Source organism: Mariniblastus fucicola (assembly GCF_008087665.1).
GTDB classification, from domain to species: domain Bacteria; phylum Planctomycetota; class Planctomycetia; order Pirellulales; family Pirellulaceae; genus Mariniblastus; species Mariniblastus fucicola.
The window spans coordinates 304,005-320,656 of the sequence record NZ_CP042912.1; the positions used below are offsets into that span (position 1 = coordinate 304,005).

Sequence of the window (16,652 nt, forward strand, 5' to 3'; positions counted from 1 at the left end):
ACTTTTCGGTTTACAGTGACCTGTGGGGTGCTAGAGTATACCGCCGAGTTTACTTTTAGCAAATTTTTTGTCTGACACCATGAAACATTCGCTGCAGGAAAAATTCTGTAACGCCGACGTGGCAATTTCGCCTCACCGATTCACATTGTTGATGATCGTGATTGCGACCATCGCAGCAGGATGCGCCCGCACCGAGGAGGAAGCTGTCAGGGAAAAACCGGCCAGACCGGTGTCCGTGATGACGTTGAATCAATCGAAACAGTTGCAGCGACAGTTGATGACCGGTTCGGTGGCCGCGTGGAAGACAGAGCAAGTCGGCTTTGAAGTCACGGGGCGTGTCGACTTTGTGATTGAGCCCAACGAAGAGGTTCAGCCGTTGATTCTGTCAAAAACGGCGCCTGATCCAACGGCAATCGCGAAGGTTGACGAGGAACGATTTCGCATCGCGGTCGAGACGGCGAGAGCTGATGTTCAGGTGGCCCAGCGTCGCCTCGAAGCCAATCAGGTCACGATCGAACAACAGCTTCCGGCGGCAATTTCTTCAGCTCAAGCCCAACTTGAACTCGCGCAGACCGAGAACGATCGAACTTCGCGGCTGTCGGCTCAGCAGGCTGTTTCGCGTTCGGAATATGACAACACGAAAACAAGCCTGAGCGTCGCGACGTCTTCGTTGGCATCGGCCAAGGCTCAACTTGCTCAGGCGAATGCTGAACAGCTAGCGCTTCAAGCTCAAGTCTTGCGAGCCAATCATGCGCTCGACGAAGCGGAACGAAATCTGCGCAACACGTCGCTGTATAGTTCTTTCCGCGGCATCGTTTCAGAAGTTCACACGGTGCCAGGATCCTATGTCAGCCCTGGCGATCCTGTCGTAACCGTACAGATGATGGACCCGATGCTGGTGCAGTTCGAGGTCTCTGCAGACGATTCAAGGAAGTATCCCAAGGGCGATGTGCTTACCGTCTTTGTCGCCGACAAAAATGGTCAGCGTCATCCTGTCAGTGGGATGGTTTACACCGTCGATTCGGTCGCCGATTCGAATTCACGAACCTACACCGTCACGTTGCATGTTCGCAATCAAAAAATCGAAATGCGGGCCGACGGCGAGGAAACGATGGCTCGGACGCAAGGTATTTTCCCGCTAAACATCGGCCCAATCGTGACCGGTGACAAACGCTCGTTCGTCGAGCAACGCTGTCTGCATCGGATCGGCGATTCGACAGTGGTTTGGAAAGTTGCCAATCGAAAGTGGAATGAACCAACCCGTCCGGTTGATCGAATTTTGCAGGTCGAACCTGTCAAAGTTATCTGTGGCGACGACGTCATTCCGTTTTTGGGGCAATGGAAATTTGTGCCCGTGCAGTTTGAAAATCCATCCGAAATTGATGTTGAAAACGATTTGATTACCGATCAGCTGTTTTTTCCCGAAGACTCTGCATTGTCTGAATCCGATTTTGAAACGTGGACTGATCGTCGGGTTTTGTTGCAGCAGCGAGACTGGATGTTGCGTCCGGGCGATGTGGTGCAAGTCGCCATCAACGGGGATGCAGTTGAGGGTTTCTACGTTCCGATGAAGTCGATTCGGAACGAAAGTGGAAGGACCTATCTGCATGTCGTGGAGACTGCGGGAGAAGAAACAATCGCGCGTCGCGTCGAGGTTACGGTGCAAAACCGCAACGCCGTTTCCGATAGATCGATCCAGCTCAAAGTCCTGCCTGTTCTGGAAGGTGAGCTGCATGATGGAGTTCAGATCGTGATCGGTGGCAGCCACTATGTGAAAGAAGGCGACCGCGTACGCGTCGTTTCGGGACGGGAAGCAAACTGATGAATCGATTGCCCGAATTTGCGGTCGCCCGCCCGACGATCATCGTCACGCTGGTGATTCTGCTCGTTTCTTCCGGAATTTTTCGCTTTGCCACCATGCCGCGTCGCGAAGACCCCGAGTTCACGCTCAAAATTTGCGTCGTGACGACTCGATGGAATGGAGCGACTGCGGAACAGGTTGAACGACACGTCACCGATCCGCTGGAGAAAGCGATTCAGGGTCTCGAAGAAGTTCGTCTTATCCGATCGAACTCGTTGAGCGAACAGTCGGTCATTTTCGTCGAACTGGAAGAATGGGTTCCGGGGGCCAAAGTCGATGACTCCTGGGATCGGGTTCGGGCGCGGGTCGAGAATGTGCAGATGCCTGATCAGGACATCGTGCCGCTGGTCAACGACGAGTTCGCGGACACCAGCGTGATCGTGTTTGCGGTCCATCAACAGCCTCTTGAAGGCTCGGACTCTATCGATCCCAGGTTTGCCTATACGCAACGTGAGCTGGATGACTATTCAGAACGAATTCGTGACGCATTGTTGCTGTTGCCGGGCGTCGCCAAAGTCGAACGGCATGGCGTGATGCAAGAAGCGATCTATGTCGAATCAAGCGCACAAAACTGGTCGCAGCTCAGGCTGACATCGGACTATGTGCAACAGCTTGCCGACAGCCAAAACATTATCGCGCCCGGCGGCGTGGTTGATTCTGACGATGGTCGTTTGTTCGTTAGACCCGATGGCAATGTGGATGCCGTTGAGCAAATCAATTTGCTGGCCGTCGGAACGGTGTCTTCGGCAGGCACTGAGAATCAGGTGACAGTTCGCGATTTGGGTTTGAACGTTCGGCGTGGCTATGTCGATCCACCGCAGAGGATCTGCAGGTACGGTAGTCCGACGATGGCAACGGCAGCGAACACGATTTCAGTCGCCATGAAGTCGGGAGCCAATATTGTTGAGATTTGCGAATCTTCAAAACAACGCGTGGCGCAACTGAGCGCCCAGGGAGAGCTGCCGCCGGACGTCGCGGTGTCAGTGATTTCAGATCAATCGGTCAGTGTCAACCAGCGTATTCGCGACGTAATGGTGAACATTGTTCAGGCGATTATCATTGTGGTTATCGTCGTCTACCTATTCGTCGGATTCAGAATTGCAGCCGTCATGGCGGCCAACATTCCGTTTGTCGTGTTTGTGTCGCTGGCGATCATTCCGTTCTTCAATGTTCAGTTGGAGCAGATGTCCCTCGCGTCGATGATCATCGCGCTCGGATTGCTCGTCGACAACGCGGTGCAGATCTGCGACCAGGCTGCAACCAACCAACGCGACGGCATGAACCCGCGAGACGCGGCGGTCAAAGGCGCCCAGTTGCTCGGCCCATCGATGCTCAACGGAACTCTGACAACGATCGCGGCTTTCGCGCCGATGTTGATCGCTCTGGAAGGTTCCAGCGGAGAGTTTATCTACAGCTTGCCCGTGACGCTGTCGGTAATGCTGGGAGTCAGCTGGGTTTTGGCGATGACTTTCTGTGTCATCCTTGCCGCCTGGTATATTCGTGCTCCTGGCGATGGCCGCCAAAGTGCGGCTCCGCTGCCGTGGTTGTTTGGCAAGCTGAAAAACTTCTTCCTGCGAACGTTCTCGCGCCGCAAGAAAACAGACGAAGGCGCTGATACAACGCCATCGGTTGGGGCGGCTGATTCGGGCGACGACACTGGCGGAAGCTTCTTTTTTGATTTGTATGGTGCGATTCTGGGTTGGACGCTGAAGCACCCTTTTGCGACGCTTGCGACGGCTTTTGGCATGCTGGTATTGATCATGCAGTTGCCTGTTTCCGCCGAGTTTTTCCCGCTCACCGAGCGAAACCAGTTCGCGGTAAACGTCTATCTACCTGAGTCCGCTTCCTTCGAGCAAACCAACAAGATCGCCCGACAGGTCGAGGACGCGATCCGCAAAGTAAGCCCGTGGGTGGACGAAGAGGGCGTTGAGCACGAACGATTGCGGAACATGCGAACCGTAGTCGGAGGCGGTGGGTCGCGATGGTATTTGAGCTGGGAGCCAGAATTCATACAGCCGAACTTTGCTGAAATTCTCGTCCACACAACGGACGGAAAACTGACTCATGAATTCGCAGAGTCGTTGCGGAAAGCCGTTCAGGAAGGGAATGAAGAACTGGGCATCGAACCGATTGTCGGTGCACGGGTTGTGCCGATCGAGTTGCTGCTGGGACCTCCCGCGGATCCTGTCGTGTTGCGTGTCGTCGGCGATGGTTATGCGGACATGAAACAGCTTCGTTCGGCCGCGGATCGCGTCAAACAGATGATCGAAGACCAACCGGAAACTTGGGACGTCAATGATTCCTGGGGAGTTGCAACTCAGCAGTTGTTCGTGGACGTTGCGGACGATCGAACGGGGGTTACAGGTGTGCGGAATTCGGAAATTGCGTCTTCACTGGATGCGTTTTACTCCGGAAGATTTTTGACTCACTACCGCGAAGCCAATCGTTTGATCCCGGTCTACTTTCGGCTGCGTCCGGAAGATCGTAAATCGATCGCGGACATGCAAACCAGCTATATCGAAACCAGCAGCGGCAAGATTCCGCTTTCGGCGTTGGCCGATATTGTGCCGCAGTGGCGACCTTCCAGAATTGAGCGTCGCAATGGCAACCGGACGATCGAAGTTCGTTCCCAGATTCAGGCGGGAGCTTCCGGCAACGATATCACCAGCCGAATCTTCAAGTCAGAGCAGATGGATCGTCTGCGAGAAGAATTGCCGCTGGGGATGCGAGTCGAAATTGGTGGTGCGTTGGAGGAATCGGAGAAAGCTCAGTGGCAAATGCTGTCATCGTTTGGAATGTCGTTTATCGCCATCATCCTGTTGTTGATCATTCAGTTCAACAGCGTGTTTCGCATGACGATCATTGTCTTTACATTGCCATTGGCACTTGGTGGAGCCCTGTTGGGATTGTGGCTGACGACCAATCCGCTTGGTTTCATGCCCCAGTTGGGAATTCTCGCGCTCTTTGGAATCGTGCTCAATGCCGCGATTCTGTTCGTCGAGTTTGCGGATCAGATGATTCGTCAGCGAAAACAGCAACAGGGCAACGATGAACGGCTATCAAAAGAAGACGTTCAAGCTGCGATAATTTCAGCGGGTCGGCAACGACTGACGCCAATTTTTCTTACGACGGCGACCACCGTAGGAGGCCTGTTGCCGCTGGCACTGTTTGGCGGACCGCTGTGGGTAGGGATGGCGTGGCTGCTGGTGTTTGGGCTTAGCTATGCAACGTTGCTGACGCTGATCATCATCCCAGTGCTGTACAGTTTCTCCAGGCAATGAACCTGCTTAACTGATTGATGCAACGAAGTTCAAGATTGTGGAGCGAGCTTGAAACGTGCTTCCGCGGCGGCGCGTTCGACGACCGGAGACTCGAATCCGATTGGTTTGACGGTGACCAGTCCGCATGGCAAGGCTCCGATCGTTTTTTCGATCGTCGAGCCAAGCTTTCGCCCCAGCGGATGGTCCAGCGACGCACTGCACATGACGGCAACGTCGATACCGTTCTCGCGGCAGAATTCGGGGATGCCGGTCACGGGATTGCAGTTCAGCAACTGCACGCGACCGCCAGCGGCGTGAAGATCGAGGTCTTTTACCATCCGATCGAACATGCTCGAATACATTTCGGCTGCTTCTTCACGAGTCTGCTCGCTGAGACTTTCGTCCATAAAATCAAACAGAACGTCGCTGCCTGAGAACTCCCAGCAGCAAACAACGAACAGATGTTCCGGGTCATCAACCAGAAGCCGGGCGTTTTCGATGATCGACTGATTCTCGTTGTCGTCATGATCCAAATTGATGCAGGCGACAACCTTTGGATCTTCAACCGGTTCCTGGGCGAAGAGGACCGGGACCGGGCAAGCACGCATCAGGTTTCGGGCAGTTTCGCCAAACCGTCCTTCGGCGCGGCTGGAATTTCCTTTCAAATAGCGAATGACGAGGTCGCAGCCCTCGTCGAGAACCGTGCTGATTAGCTCGCTGGATGTGCGAGGAGAACACGATATTTTTGTGGATGTTGTAATGCCCAAATTTTCAAATCGCTGCTTCAAAGTTTCGAGGTAAGCGGCTTTGGATTTGAGCGCGACCTCGTAGGCGATCTCTGTCGACAAAGCGGGTGCATGACGCGGATAGAAGGGAGTTTTAAGCGAATCGACCAGCAGAACGTCCGCTCCGAAGTACTTTGCCAGAAACACGGCGGACCTCTCTGCACCATCGGTGTCACAGGGCTCGTTTGTGACCAGCATGATTTTTTTGAACGTATCAAACATGGCTGCTTCCTGATGTGGACAAGAAATAAAGTACTTGTCGGAAACATCAGGCAGGAAACGTGCCGATGATGATTTGCGTCCGTAGTCGACGCCAGGACTAATCGCGAAGAATGAGGACCGGGCATCGGCTATGTTGGACAACCTTGTCGGCCACCGAGCCAAGAATTAGCCGCGCAAGTCCCTTTCGGCCGTGAGATCCAATGACGATCAGGCCGGCTTCTCGGGCTGCCGCAAAGTTCGCGATTTCAACGCCGTGCTCGTTGTCAAAGTCCGAGATGATCGTGAAATTCAGACCGCTGACTCCATCCGGAAGCTGCTCGTTAAATTTCTCTTTGAGCTCCTGCTGTCGTTCTTCCGAACAAAGCTCGATCGCTGCTGATGGCTGAACTCCTTTAGGAAACTCAACGACGTGAACGACTTCGATATTGTCATTGGAATCCGTCAACTCAAGAGCCATGAGCAGACTCTCCAGTGACATTTCCTCGTAATCCCAGGGGACAACAATCTTCTTTCCAGTAAATCTGTTCATTCGCAAGCCTATGAAATTTCAAATTTTTCGAGCAACCGATACAACGAACGTCGATTGATGCCGAGCGCCTGAGCGGTTTTCGTTTTGTTCTTTCCGCATTTTTCATAGGTCTCAACGACATGCAGTTTGTTGAGAGTCTCCAGATCGATGTCGCCACTGACCATTGCATTGACTGCTGTCACCGGACGTTCTTCTGACTCGACGATTGCAGCCGGCAGATTTTTGAGTTCGATTCGATCTTCTTCGGCCAATACTTTGGCTCGTTCGATCGCGTTCTGAAGTTGTCTTACGTTACCCGGCCAGCTGTAATTTTCCAGCCGCGTCATGACGTCTTCGTCAACCGACCAATCCGGTCCCGAGAATTTCTCAGCCAACAACCGGATGTCGCCGGCGCGCTGGCGAAGTGGTGGAAGCATGATGCCCAGCACATTGATCCGGTAGAACAGGTCCTCGCGAAAGTTCTTGTCTTTGACTTCCTGATCAAGATCCCGATTCGTTGCCGCGATTACGCGGACTTTGACCTTCCGTTCCGCGACCGATCCGACGCGACGCATGGAACCGTCCTCCAGCACGCGCAACAGTTTCGCCTGGAGCGCACCGCTCATCTCTCCAAACTCGTCGATGAACAGTGTGCCACCGTCTGCGATTTCGAATAGCCCGGGTTTGGCTGCAACGGCACCCGTGAACGCGCCCTTTTCGTGGCCAAAGAGCTCGCTTTCGAGCAACTGGTCAGGAAGCGCGGCGCAATTGACGACGACCAAAGGTTTCTCCGAAAGCGGACTGGACTTGTGGATGGCTCGAGAGACAAGCTCTTTACCGGTTCCGCTTTCGCCCTGAATCAGCACTGGTTTGTCGGACGACGCCACACGCTGGATCAGTCGAAAAACTTCCTGCATCGCTGGCGAGGTCCCGATCATGTCGGACTGTGGAGCCTGCCTGCGGATGACTTCCTTGAGCTGGCGATTTTCTTTTTCCAGTTCGTGAGCTTCGCAGGCGCGCTTGACCAGTCTTGCAAGGTCGTCCAGTTTGGCGGGCTTGGTGAGAAAGTCGTAGGCGCCGAGCTTGATCGATTCGACCGCGTTCTCGATCGTGCCGCCACCGGTCAGCATGATGACTTTGGGCGGAGACTCGCGCTGCATCAGCTCACTCAACGCCTGGATCCCCGAAACGCCTGGCATGTGGATGTCCATAATGACGACGTCGAATTTTTTGTTGGTCGTGACATTGAGTGCTTCCTCGCCGTCCTCGGCTTCGTCAACCCGAAACCCGATCCGCTTCATGTAACGACACGCGGACTCGCGAAAGTCCGTTTCGTCATCAACGATCAGCAGGTCGATGTCCAGTTCGTCCGATTTTGTTTTCGAGTCGTTCATGCGAGAGGTAGCCGTGTCTGAGTCGTCAGTCTGAGTTGGCATTATCGTGCCCATTTTCGGTGAATGATAGCGGAGTGCAAATGAAACTCGCGTTGCTGCGCCAGCCTTTGAACGAGAAACAGTAACTAGGCCTCCAGATGAGCCCCGGTTCGGGATTTGAGAGCCAGCACCGGACAGTCGGCATTTTGGACAACGGCCTCAGCGACGCTTCCCATCACCAGCCGCCTGATTCCGGTCCGTCCGTGGGTTCCCATGATGATCAGATCGATGCCGTTGTCGTTTGCAAAGTCAACGATTTTTTCCGTCGGCGATCCCATCTCGACGACGTAAGATGCCTTGATGTCGTCATGATTTGGATGCACAAAGGATTTTAGTTCGCCAAGCAAGCGTTCTTGCTCTGCGAGTGTGTCGACGTATGCTGGAGAGGTTTCGTAGACGTTCGGCAGCCAACAGTGCAGATAGACAATTTGACCAGCGGTTGCGTCGGCCAGCATACAGGCATAGTCGTTGGCAGCGGAATTGGAATCGGAAAAGTCGATTGGGCAGAGAATGCGATCGATGTTCATAAGATGTCCCTGGTTAGATTCTCATCCTGACCAAGGCAACTGTTGTGCCAACCAAGCGTTGGTTTGGGACGCACAAGCCCGCGAACCGGTGTGCCAAAAAACTTGTCTCTGCGGCTCGCATCTGGCTCAGAACCGCACGTCTGGAATGAAGATTCGTGCGGATTCGCCCGGTCGCACGTTCACCTCCTACGGCTTGATTTTCTGTTGACCGCTGGCGGAATCCTGATCGCGAATTTCGCGCCACCGCGTTCCGATTCTTCAACAGTAAGCCGACCGCCATGTGATTCGACAATTCGGCGCGAGATCGCCAATCCCAATCCGGTCCCGCGAGTTTTGGTGGTAAAGAACGGCACGAAAACCTGTTCGCGGTTCTCGGGCGGCACGCCGGAACCGTTGTCCGAAACGGACAGGGAGAGCCGCTGTTTCGATGTCGTTTCGTTTTCCTCAAACGCGATGTCGACTCGGATTGGCCCCGAGCCTTCACATGCAAAGCTCGCATTTTCCAGCAGGTTGCGAACGACTTGCGCGAGTCGATTGCAATCCAGAAACCAGATCTTTGGAGTCTGTTTTGACATATGGATCTGCATCTCGGGCATCACGTAAGTAGGTTTTGCATCCCGGATATTGCGCCACGTTTCCTCGACCAGCAAGCGAATATCACATTCCCGACGCTCCAGAATGATCGGGGCCGAATAGTGCCGAACTTCTTCGAGTAGCTGATTCAGATCGTCGAGAGCTTTTTGAACTTTCCGAACCAGCTGTAGATTCTCCGGTTGGTCTTCGAGATCCAACGAGAGCTCGGCCAGGCATGCATGGGAACGCTGAAACGCGTTGCGACTTTCGTGAGCCAGTCCGGCAACCATCTGCCCGATCGCGGCAAGCCTCTCGTTGGCGACCAGTTTCTCCTGCGCTGTTTCGATCTGCTCGAGGTGCTGCTTTCGCTCGACCAGTCGACGAATCAGGGCTCGCAAGGCCTCGGGATTGATTGGCTTGGACAGAAAGTCATAAGCTCCTTCTCGCAGCGCGGTCACCGCGGTATCGAATTCGCGTAGCCCGGTCACCACGATGATTGTGGCGTTGGGAAGTTCATGTTTGAGCGGCGAAATCAGGTCTCCGCCGCTTCCGTCGGGAAGTCGCCAGTCAACGATGACGGAATCGAACTGCCTTTCGCGCGCTGCCGCCAACGCAGGCATGCAGTGAGAAACAGACTCGATCCGATAACCGTCGAGCGAAAGAATATCTTCCATGTTGCGGCGGGCATCGTCATCATCTTCGACGATCAGCAGAGAGAAATGTTTTGGCATAACCGCCTGTTCCGGAGCTGTGCGGACTTCGTGGTGAGGATTTTATTGTGAGCGATTGCCAGAACGCTGGAAACCGTAGTTTTGCCAAATTCCGTAAGCGAATTCGACCGCAGGATGATCGAGGCCTGAATCAGCCAGCTGGCTGCTTTGACGATCGGCTGTCCTCAAGATCGACGACTTCAATTTCGTTCACGATTTCAATATTGAGTGAACGAAGGAGTTCCTGGGCGAGCTGTTTGAGATAAAACGAAGGCAGCCGACCGCTGATTGTCAGACGGCCGGGCTGCGTTCGAAATTCCAGCTGATAGTAACGACATCGGAAGTGCGGATGACCGTCCAGCAGCTCTTGGGAACGGGCTACCAGTTCGTCGTCTCGCTCACGTCTCTCAAAGTCAAACTTGTTCCGAGGCTCGCTATCGCGAATCCCGGTTTCAAAATGATGATGAGAATCTGGCGACTGCACCGGCATGACGTACCACAGCAATGGAAGATGAGAACGTCAAAGCTATGTTGCTTTGACGTTCAGACTGACCGCAACAGATGTGCCAATCCGGACGGAGTCTTCTATCGCGATAAACTTCGAGAGGATACAGCGAAGATCGCGCACTTTGGCATATCGGCGTGCGAACGGGCACGATCGAAATCGTTGATCACTCAGACCACGGCGTCGCGGATCATGCCCAGCAACAGCTCGATATCGACGGGTTTGCGAAGCACTTTCCAGGTTCCTGCGTCGACAGCGCGTTGGACTCCGTCGTCTCCCGCGTAAGCGGTGATCATGATGGCTCGGAGTTGCGGATTGAACTCGACAATTTTCTCGTACAACTCGACTCCATCAATTCCCGGCATCTTGAAATCCAGAAGACACAGGTCGAACTTGCAGGATTCTTTGTTCGGACAGAATTGCTGGACGATGCCGATCGCATCCTCTCCGCAAGTCGCCGTGTCGGTCTGATAGCCAAGGTCGTTAAGAATGTCGGAGAGATTGGCGAGGATGTCTTCGTCGTCGTCGACAATCAGGATTCGAAGGCTTTTCTCAGGCATGATGGCTTCCCGGAATTCCTGAATCAATAAATGTTGGCCATCGGTGAACCGGATTAAGCAGGTTCGACTCGCAGTCGTTTCGATCGCCTTGAAGTGCTGCAGTATAACAAAAAACTTCCAGGCTGAAACTTGTGCCGCGATCCAATCTGAAGGCCAACCAATATCTTGGGAGCGCTCTCAGGGTAATGCTTCTTTTCGAAACGGTGAGATCCAGTCAACATCTACAGTGTCTTTGACGGCCATGACCGGACAAATCGCGTGTCGCAGAACTTTCTGGCATACGCTTCCATGAAAAAGTCGCCCAAGACCCGACACGCCGTGCGTTCCCATGACGATCAAATCGACATGATTTTCGTTGGCGTAGCTCAAAATCGCACTCGCTGGATCTCCAGCAAGGACTTCGAACTTGTGTCGCACATCCGGTGCCACCGGCCGGGTTTCGGAACTGAGCTTGCTGTACAGGTCATCCAGTTGCGACTCAATCGGATCATCCTTGCCCGGCGGATACAGCACCGACAGGAAGACTAATTGAGCGTCAGCTTCCTGGGCAAACAGCGACGCGTAAAAGTTCGCGGCCTTGCTGAAATCTGAAAAGTCAATGGGACACAGGATTCGATTCAGTTTCATCGTCGTCCTCTGATTTGAGTTGCTTCACATCTGCAGCTGGCGGGCATCGCCCAAGAGATTCAAGCTGCTCGCGCTGGTGAACGTTTGCCAATTGAGTTCGCTGCCGGTCGCGAAGCAGCAGACTTTTTCTGACGGGCCTTGCGTGCGTCCATCGCTGGCAGAATGAAAATGTAGATTGAGCTAACAACAAGTGACGTGATCCAGAAAATGAGAACTGAATTCATGGCTTTCTCCCTCGGTTGTCATGTAGATTTTCGTGATCTGATACCCGGGTAAAGCAATGCAAGGACAGTGCCAATACGCGAACTCAATACTTTTGTGGTTCCCGAGATTCGCAGCGAGCCCGAAGGCACGTTCACATGTCAGATTCGAGCCAGTCCGCACATCCTGCGCGGCAGAAACCGTTGCGGCTGTAGGGTCATGCGCCGATGATGTTCGTGTTTTTGGCCTGCGTTTCCCCGGGCAGAATTGGCGAAATCAGGTTTGGTATACTGCCCGCCATGAATGCAAAAGACCCAAGCAAAGAGCCAACGGCGATATCGGCAATCCTCAAGACCGCGATTGATGCGATCGTCACTGTCGATGAAACAGGTTCTATCGTCAGTGCCAATCCTGCGACCGAAACCCGGTTTGGATATTCTGTTTCTGATCTGATTGGTAAGAGCATCAACGTCCTGATACCATCCTCCTTTCAACTCGGCGACAACCGTAAAGAAACCGGCATGGGGCACCGCAAGGACGGTTCGACGTTTCCGTTGCACCTTGCGGTTAGCGAGTTTGAAGTCGATGGGCAGCATCTGTCTGCCTACATCGTCCGCGACATTAGCGATCGAAACGAACGACAGGCTCGGCTGGAAGCGATCCTCAACAATGCCGTTGACGCCATTATTACGATCGATAGACGAGGCGCGATTGACTCTGCCAACCCGGCAACTGAGAGCCTGTTCGGGTATTCGCAGGAAGAGCTGGTCGGACAGAACGTCAAAATGCTGATGCCGAACCCGTATCGGGAGCAACACGATGGCTATCTGAAGAATTATCACGATACCGGGACGAAAAAAATCATCGGCATCGGCCGTGAAGTGATCGGGCAACGAAAAGACGGGTCAACGTTTCCGATGCATCTGGCTGTTAGTGAAATTCAGCTTGCCGATCGCGTGCTATATACGGGGATCGTCCGCGACATCACGGACCTGAAAGCGGCCGAGCGAAAGCTGGCTGAGCTGAACTCCGATTTGGAAAGCCGCGTCAAGCAACGGACAGAGGAACTGCGGAAAACACAGGCTGATCTCGTGCGTAGCGAAAAGTTTGCGACGCTCGGGAAAGTCTCCGGTGGGATCGCCCACGAAATTCGAAACCCACTCAACGCGGTTAAAACTTCCGCGTACTATTTGCTCAACGCCAGTAACGCCAGCGAAGAAAAAATTCGGGAGCATCTCGAACGCATTGACAGGCAGGTGTCACTGATCGACAACGTCGTGACTGCATTGTCAGATGTTGCGAAATTGCCGGAAGCTCAGCTATTGAAGACGGACCTCAAAGCGATTCTGAAAACCGTCATTGGTTCGACAGGTTTGCCATCAACCATTGTCGTCGAAAATACGCTCGCGGACGATTTGCCGCTTGTATTGGCGGATACGAATCAGATCGTGATCGCGTTCAAGAATCTCGTCCGCAATGCGCGCGACGCGATGTCCGAAGGTGGGACATTGAAAATTCATGCCACCGAATCGAATGCCGAAGTCGACCTACACGTCGAAGACACCGGTATCGGAATTGCGGAAGAGGACTTGGGGCAGATTCTTGAACCGCTGTACACGACCAAAGCCCGCGGTATGGGTTTGGGGTTGTCGATTACCCGGGCGATCGTCGAAAAGAACGGTGGCAGGTTGCGAGTCGAAAGCGAACTTGGCGACGGGAGTTGCTTCACAATCACGCTTCGTAAGGTGACCGCGACCGATTGACTCGACAGTGTCCTAAATCTGATTGGCCCAACGAACCGAGTTGGCTGCTTTAAGGCTGATGAGTCCTTCCGAGGCTTTCGACAACGCGTCCACGCGAAGGCTTCTCAAGCCACGTTCCTTCAGGACCGACACGAGCTCTCCGGAATCTTTGCATTGGACGATCGAATTTCGAAGCGATTCATCGACAACACAGGTCTCGAACACGCCCGTACGTCCGCGAAAGCCACGCCCGAGGCATGCCGCACAACCGCTGGACTCAAATAGCACGTCCGGTTCTGGCAGATTCATTTCAGTGAACGCCGCTTTGGCTGCATCGCTCGCTGGTACGGCTTCCTTGCAGCGCGAACACAGTGTTTTGACCAGTCGTTGGTTGATGATCCCCGTCAGATTCGCAGCAATCGAACTACGGTTCAGGCCCAGATCGACCAGCGCCATTACCGTTCCCGCAACGTCTCGCGTGTGGAGCGTCGAGAACACATACTTTCCACTCGCAGCCGCACGCATGGAAATTTCAGCCGTGTCCGGATCCCGAATTTCTCCCAGGAAGATCACGTCCGGATCCATTCGCAACAGCGTCCGCAAGCCGCGGCTCATCGTCAAATCATGCTTTACGTCGACGGCAACTTGACGAATGAAAGGTACCGTCAGCTCAACCGGATCTTCGATCGAGACAATATTGCGTGGACTCTGGCTGATCGACTCAAGCATCGAATAGACCGTCGTCGTTTTTCCTGAACCCGTCGGACCGGTGGAAAGCACCAGCCCTTCTCCCGCCTGCAGCATCGATTCGACATTTCCCAGATCTTCCGTCGACAGGCCCAATTCGGAAAGTGGACGCATCACCTTTTGCGGATCGAGCAATCTCAGTGCAGCGGCCTGACCTTCCGCGACGGGCGCGGACGAGAATCGGACTTCGATTCCGCGAAGAGAATTCGGCAGCGAAACTCGGCCTTCGTGAGCATGAAACGGGTCGGCGAGATCCAGTCGCGCCATCGATTTGTACTGGTTGATCATGTGTTCCCCGACGGAATGATCCAGCCGGCAATACTCATGGATTTGGCCATCGATTCGGAACCGGATTCGGAATTCGTTGTCCCACAGGGGATCGATATGAATGTCAGTCGCACGCAGCTTGTAAGCTCGTTTGATCAAGTCCACCGCCTGGGATTCGGGCTGCATGTTGACCTCAAACGGCTCGACCGTATCGGTCAGATCCTCGCCAGCTACCGCCGTCCATGTTCCGTCTTTCCACTCGATCCAGTTTCGATGTTCAAGATCATCTACCATCAGGATCGCAGTCGTCGAAGGAACGCGAAGATGTGCGATCAACGCTTTCGCCATCGCCGCATGCCCTTCGTCTTTCGATTTTTGCATTCCATCACCGATCAGGTCCGAAATGACGCCCATCGCATCAGTGACCGTTGTATTTTCACCATCATGCGGACCCAGCACCGTCACCGGGCAGGGGGAATCGCGCAAAACACTTTCAGCAACGCTGCCCATCGACAGATGAGCCCAGCCTGTTCGGCCGTGAGTTCCCATCACGATCAAGTCGACGTCGTGCGAGCGAGCATAGTCCGTGATTGCTTTGGCTGGCGAGCCCAGAAGAACCGTTTTATGGGTCGTCAGTGCCAGTTCCGAATCCGCATCGATCGACGCGCTGATCTGGTTCAGCGTTCTTTCTTTCGCCGACGCATCCGCGGTTGCTTTTCCGACGTGCACCAAATGCAAATTGGCTTTCGATTCCCGGGCGACGTCGCAGGCATACTGCACGGCTTGAGCACTGTTGGGGCTGAAATCGGTCGGAACAAGCACATTTTTTGGTTTGGACATAGCGATCCCGGGGAGCGGTGGTTCGAGTTTCGCGATTCCTCCGTCACTGGACATTGGTGGATTCGCACGGATTCTGAAATTGCAATGCCTGTGCCAAACAGCTTTATTTTTCGCCATGTGGCATCACGCGTGCTGGTCCGCTCGCTTGGTCGAACAGGTCCCGTGCAGCCGCGCGATTACGCCCAATCGCGACAGATCTTTTGCTCGTTGAGCTGTAAAACTGATTGGCACATGTCTTGCTTTTGATCCGCTGTGCAACGGATCACTACAGAATCGAACTTCACAACGTCTTAATTGGGAGCCATCCATGGCAGCCGACTCATACAAACATATTCTTGTTGTCACCGACGGGCTGCGAACGTCCGATGGAGTTCACGAAACCGCATTGAATCTTGCCCGTGAACATGGCGCCACCGTGACGCTTGCCAGTAGCGTTCAGGAACCGGGAGTGATTTCCAAGCTGTTGTCGCCAAATAGCAAGGGCGTCTTCGAAATGGTGATCGCCGACAAGCAACAGCGCCTCGACACCTGCGCCAGGCAATTTGCGGCTGCTGGCATCGAAGCAAAATCCAGGGTCCTGATCGGGAAATCGTCCGCAGCGATCGTCAAAGAAGCCGTCGAAAGCGAAGCGGATCTGGTCATCCGGTATCGCAAGGGCACGATGAGCAAATCCTCGGGTTCGTTCGGAAGCACCGCCAAATCGCTGATGCGGTACTGCCCGGTGCCCGTGCTATTCGTGGGAGATCAGCCCGTTAACAACCCGAAAGTACTGGCCTGTGTGGATGTCCAGCATGGTGAAAACGAAAACAGCTCGATCCTGCAAAATGCTGCCGCCCTTGGTCGCGAAGCAGAGCGGCTTGAGGCGATGTATTGTTGGGAGTTCTATCACGCGGACATGATCGAAAAACAGATGGAGGCCAAGGCCTTTCGTGATATTGTCGATCTCTCCCGAACCGTGCACGAAAAAGAGTTTCAGCGATTCAAGGGCTCGCATGACCTTTCCGGATTTGCCAAACTTCGAATTGAAGAAGGTGCTGTTGAGGTTGTTATTCCGAAAGTCTGTGAATCTGATAAAATCGACGTCGTTGTGATGTGTAGTGCGACATTAAATCACCCGCTCAAACGTTACTTCGGGAGTACCATTGAGTCCGTCGTCGAACGCATTCCTTGTTCCTTGCTGGTCGTTAAACCCGCCGGGTTCGTTTCTCCGTTGGTGAAACCCGTTTCGACGACAACCGCTGAGTGACCGTGCGATTTCGGGCGTGCGTTCAGGCTCATGCGCGC

General features: G+C 53.9%; 14 protein-coding genes. 4 read left to right on the forward strand and 10 right to left on the reverse strand.

The window, feature by feature from the left end; all coding sequences use genetic code 11:
• Positions 1–79: 79 nt before the first annotated feature.
• Both MFFC18_RS01200 and MFFC18_RS01205 read left to right on the forward strand, forming a co-directional pair.
• Positions 80–1,822 (forward strand): HlyD family secretion protein, encoded by a 1,743-nt coding sequence (locus MFFC18_RS01200; RefSeq protein ID WP_238381172.1) that lies wholly within the window; start codon positions 80–82, stop codon positions 1,820–1,822.
• Positions 1,822–5,142 (forward strand): efflux RND transporter permease subunit, encoded by a 3,321-nt coding sequence (locus tag MFFC18_RS01205; protein WP_075082575.1) that lies wholly within the window; start codon positions 1,822–1,824, stop codon positions 5,140–5,142. The genes MFFC18_RS01200 and MFFC18_RS01205 overlap by 1 nt, the downstream gene beginning before the upstream one ends.
• Positions 5,143–5,171: 29 nt before the next feature.
• On the opposite strand, the gene MFFC18_RS01210 is transcribed toward MFFC18_RS01205, so the two are convergent.
• The 9 genes from MFFC18_RS01210 to MFFC18_RS24715 all read right to left on the reverse strand — a co-directional run bounded on the left by MFFC18_RS01210 (position 5,172) and on the right by MFFC18_RS24715 (position 11,795).
• Positions 5,172–6,128 carry a universal stress protein gene (locus MFFC18_RS01210; RefSeq protein ID WP_075082574.1) on the reverse strand — a complete coding sequence of 319 codons (957 nt, stop codon included), beginning with the start codon at positions 6,126–6,128 and terminating at the stop codon, positions 5,172–5,174.
• Between the two features lie 97 nt (positions 6,129–6,225).
• Positions 6,226–6,657 carry a universal stress protein gene (locus MFFC18_RS01215; protein ID WP_075082573.1) on the reverse strand — a complete coding sequence of 144 codons (432 nt, stop codon included), beginning with the start codon at positions 6,655–6,657 and terminating at the stop codon, positions 6,226–6,228.
• Positions 6,658–6,665: 8 nt separating this feature from the next.
• Positions 6,666–8,072 (reverse strand): sigma-54-dependent transcriptional regulator, encoded by a 1,407-nt coding sequence (locus MFFC18_RS01220; RefSeq protein ID WP_315852535.1) that lies wholly within the window; start codon positions 8,070–8,072, stop codon positions 6,666–6,668.
• Between the two features lie 83 nt (positions 8,073–8,155).
• A complete protein-coding gene (locus MFFC18_RS01225; RefSeq protein WP_075082572.1) occupies positions 8,156–8,596 on the reverse strand; it encodes a universal stress protein in 441 nt (146 codons plus the stop codon).
• 179 nt (positions 8,597–8,775) lie between these two features.
• Positions 8,776–9,900, reverse strand: a complete 1,125-nt coding sequence (locus MFFC18_RS01230; protein WP_075082571.1) for a sensor histidine kinase — start codon at positions 9,898–9,900, stop codon at positions 8,776–8,778.
• 130 nt (positions 9,901–10,030) lie between these two features.
• Positions 10,031–10,369 carry a BON domain-containing protein gene (locus tag MFFC18_RS01235; RefSeq protein WP_075082570.1) on the reverse strand — a complete coding sequence of 113 codons (339 nt, stop codon included), beginning with the start codon at positions 10,367–10,369 and terminating at the stop codon, positions 10,031–10,033.
• A gap of 185 nt (positions 10,370–10,554) precedes the next feature.
• A complete protein-coding gene (locus MFFC18_RS01240; protein WP_075082569.1) occupies positions 10,555–10,944 on the reverse strand; it encodes a response regulator in 390 nt (129 codons plus the stop codon).
• 177 nt (positions 10,945–11,121) lie between these two features.
• Positions 11,122–11,571, reverse strand: coding sequence for a universal stress protein (locus MFFC18_RS01245; RefSeq protein WP_075082568.1), 450 nt, complete (start codon positions 11,569–11,571; stop codon positions 11,122–11,124).
• Positions 11,572–11,630: 59 nt separating this feature from the next.
• A complete protein-coding gene (locus MFFC18_RS24715; RefSeq protein ID WP_157665046.1) occupies positions 11,631–11,795 on the reverse strand; it encodes a hypothetical protein in 165 nt (54 codons plus the stop codon).
• A 276-nt stretch (positions 11,796–12,071) separates the two neighbouring features.
• On the opposite strand from MFFC18_RS24715, the gene MFFC18_RS01250 reads away from it, so the two are divergent.
• Positions 12,072–13,535 (forward strand): PAS domain S-box protein, encoded by a 1,464-nt coding sequence (locus MFFC18_RS01250; RefSeq protein WP_075082567.1) that lies wholly within the window; start codon positions 12,072–12,074, stop codon positions 13,533–13,535.
• Positions 13,536–13,547: 12 nt separating this feature from the next.
• Here MFFC18_RS01250 and MFFC18_RS01255 read toward each other — a convergent pair whose 3' ends face one another.
• Entirely contained in the window at positions 13,548–15,368 is a 1,821-nt protein-coding gene (locus MFFC18_RS01255; RefSeq protein WP_162273905.1) for an ATPase, T2SS/T4P/T4SS family, read from the reverse strand.
• Positions 15,369–15,675: 307 nt separating this feature from the next.
• Between MFFC18_RS01255 and MFFC18_RS01260 the strand changes: the two genes are divergently transcribed.
• Entirely contained in the window at positions 15,676–16,614 is a 939-nt protein-coding gene (locus tag MFFC18_RS01260) for a universal stress protein (RefSeq protein WP_075082565.1), read from the forward strand.
• Positions 16,615–16,652 lie beyond the last annotated feature (38 nt).

Bases quoted from the DNA above. Each gene is read 5' to 3' on its own strand.
- MFFC18_RS01215 (WP_075082573.1), bottom strand. From the start codon at position 6,657: ATGAACAGATTTACTGGAAAGAAGATTGTTGTCCCCTGGGATTACGAG.
- MFFC18_RS01255 (WP_162273905.1), bottom strand. From the start codon at position 15,368: ATGTCCAAACCAAAAAATGTGCTTGTTCCGACCGATTTCAGCCCCAAC.
- MFFC18_RS01260 (WP_075082565.1), top strand. From the start codon at position 15,676: ATGGCAGCCGACTCATACAAACATATTCTTGTTGTCACCGACGGGCTG.
- MFFC18_RS01225 (WP_075082572.1), bottom strand. From the start codon at position 8,596: ATGAACATCGATCGCATTCTCTGCCCAATCGACTTTTCCGATTCCAAT.
- MFFC18_RS01200 (WP_238381172.1), top strand. From the start codon at position 80: ATGAAACATTCGCTGCAGGAAAAATTCTGTAACGCCGACGTGGCAATT.
- MFFC18_RS01250 (WP_075082567.1), top strand. From the start codon at position 12,072: ATGAATGCAAAAGACCCAAGCAAAGAGCCAACGGCGATATCGGCAATC.
- MFFC18_RS01230 (WP_075082571.1), bottom strand. From the start codon at position 9,900: ATGCCAAAACATTTCTCTCTGCTGATCGTCGAAGATGATGACGATGCC.
- MFFC18_RS01220 (WP_315852535.1), bottom strand. From the start codon at position 8,072: ATGCCAACTCAGACTGACGACTCAGACACGGCTACCTCTCGCATGAAC.
- MFFC18_RS24715 (WP_157665046.1), bottom strand. From the start codon at position 11,795: ATGAATTCAGTTCTCATTTTCTGGATCACGTCACTTGTTGTTAGCTCA.
- MFFC18_RS01205 (WP_075082575.1), top strand. From the start codon at position 1,822: ATGAATCGATTGCCCGAATTTGCGGTCGCCCGCCCGACGATCATCGTC.
- MFFC18_RS01235 (WP_075082570.1), bottom strand. From the start codon at position 10,369: ATGCCGGTGCAGTCGCCAGATTCTCATCATCATTTTGAAACCGGGATT.
- MFFC18_RS01210 (WP_075082574.1), bottom strand. From the start codon at position 6,128: ATGTTTGATACGTTCAAAAAAATCATGCTGGTCACAAACGAGCCCTGT.
- MFFC18_RS01240 (WP_075082569.1), bottom strand. From the start codon at position 10,944: ATGCCTGAGAAAAGCCTTCGAATCCTGATTGTCGACGACGACGAAGAC.
- MFFC18_RS01245 (WP_075082568.1), bottom strand. From the start codon at position 11,571: ATGAAACTGAATCGAATCCTGTGTCCCATTGACTTTTCAGATTTCAGC.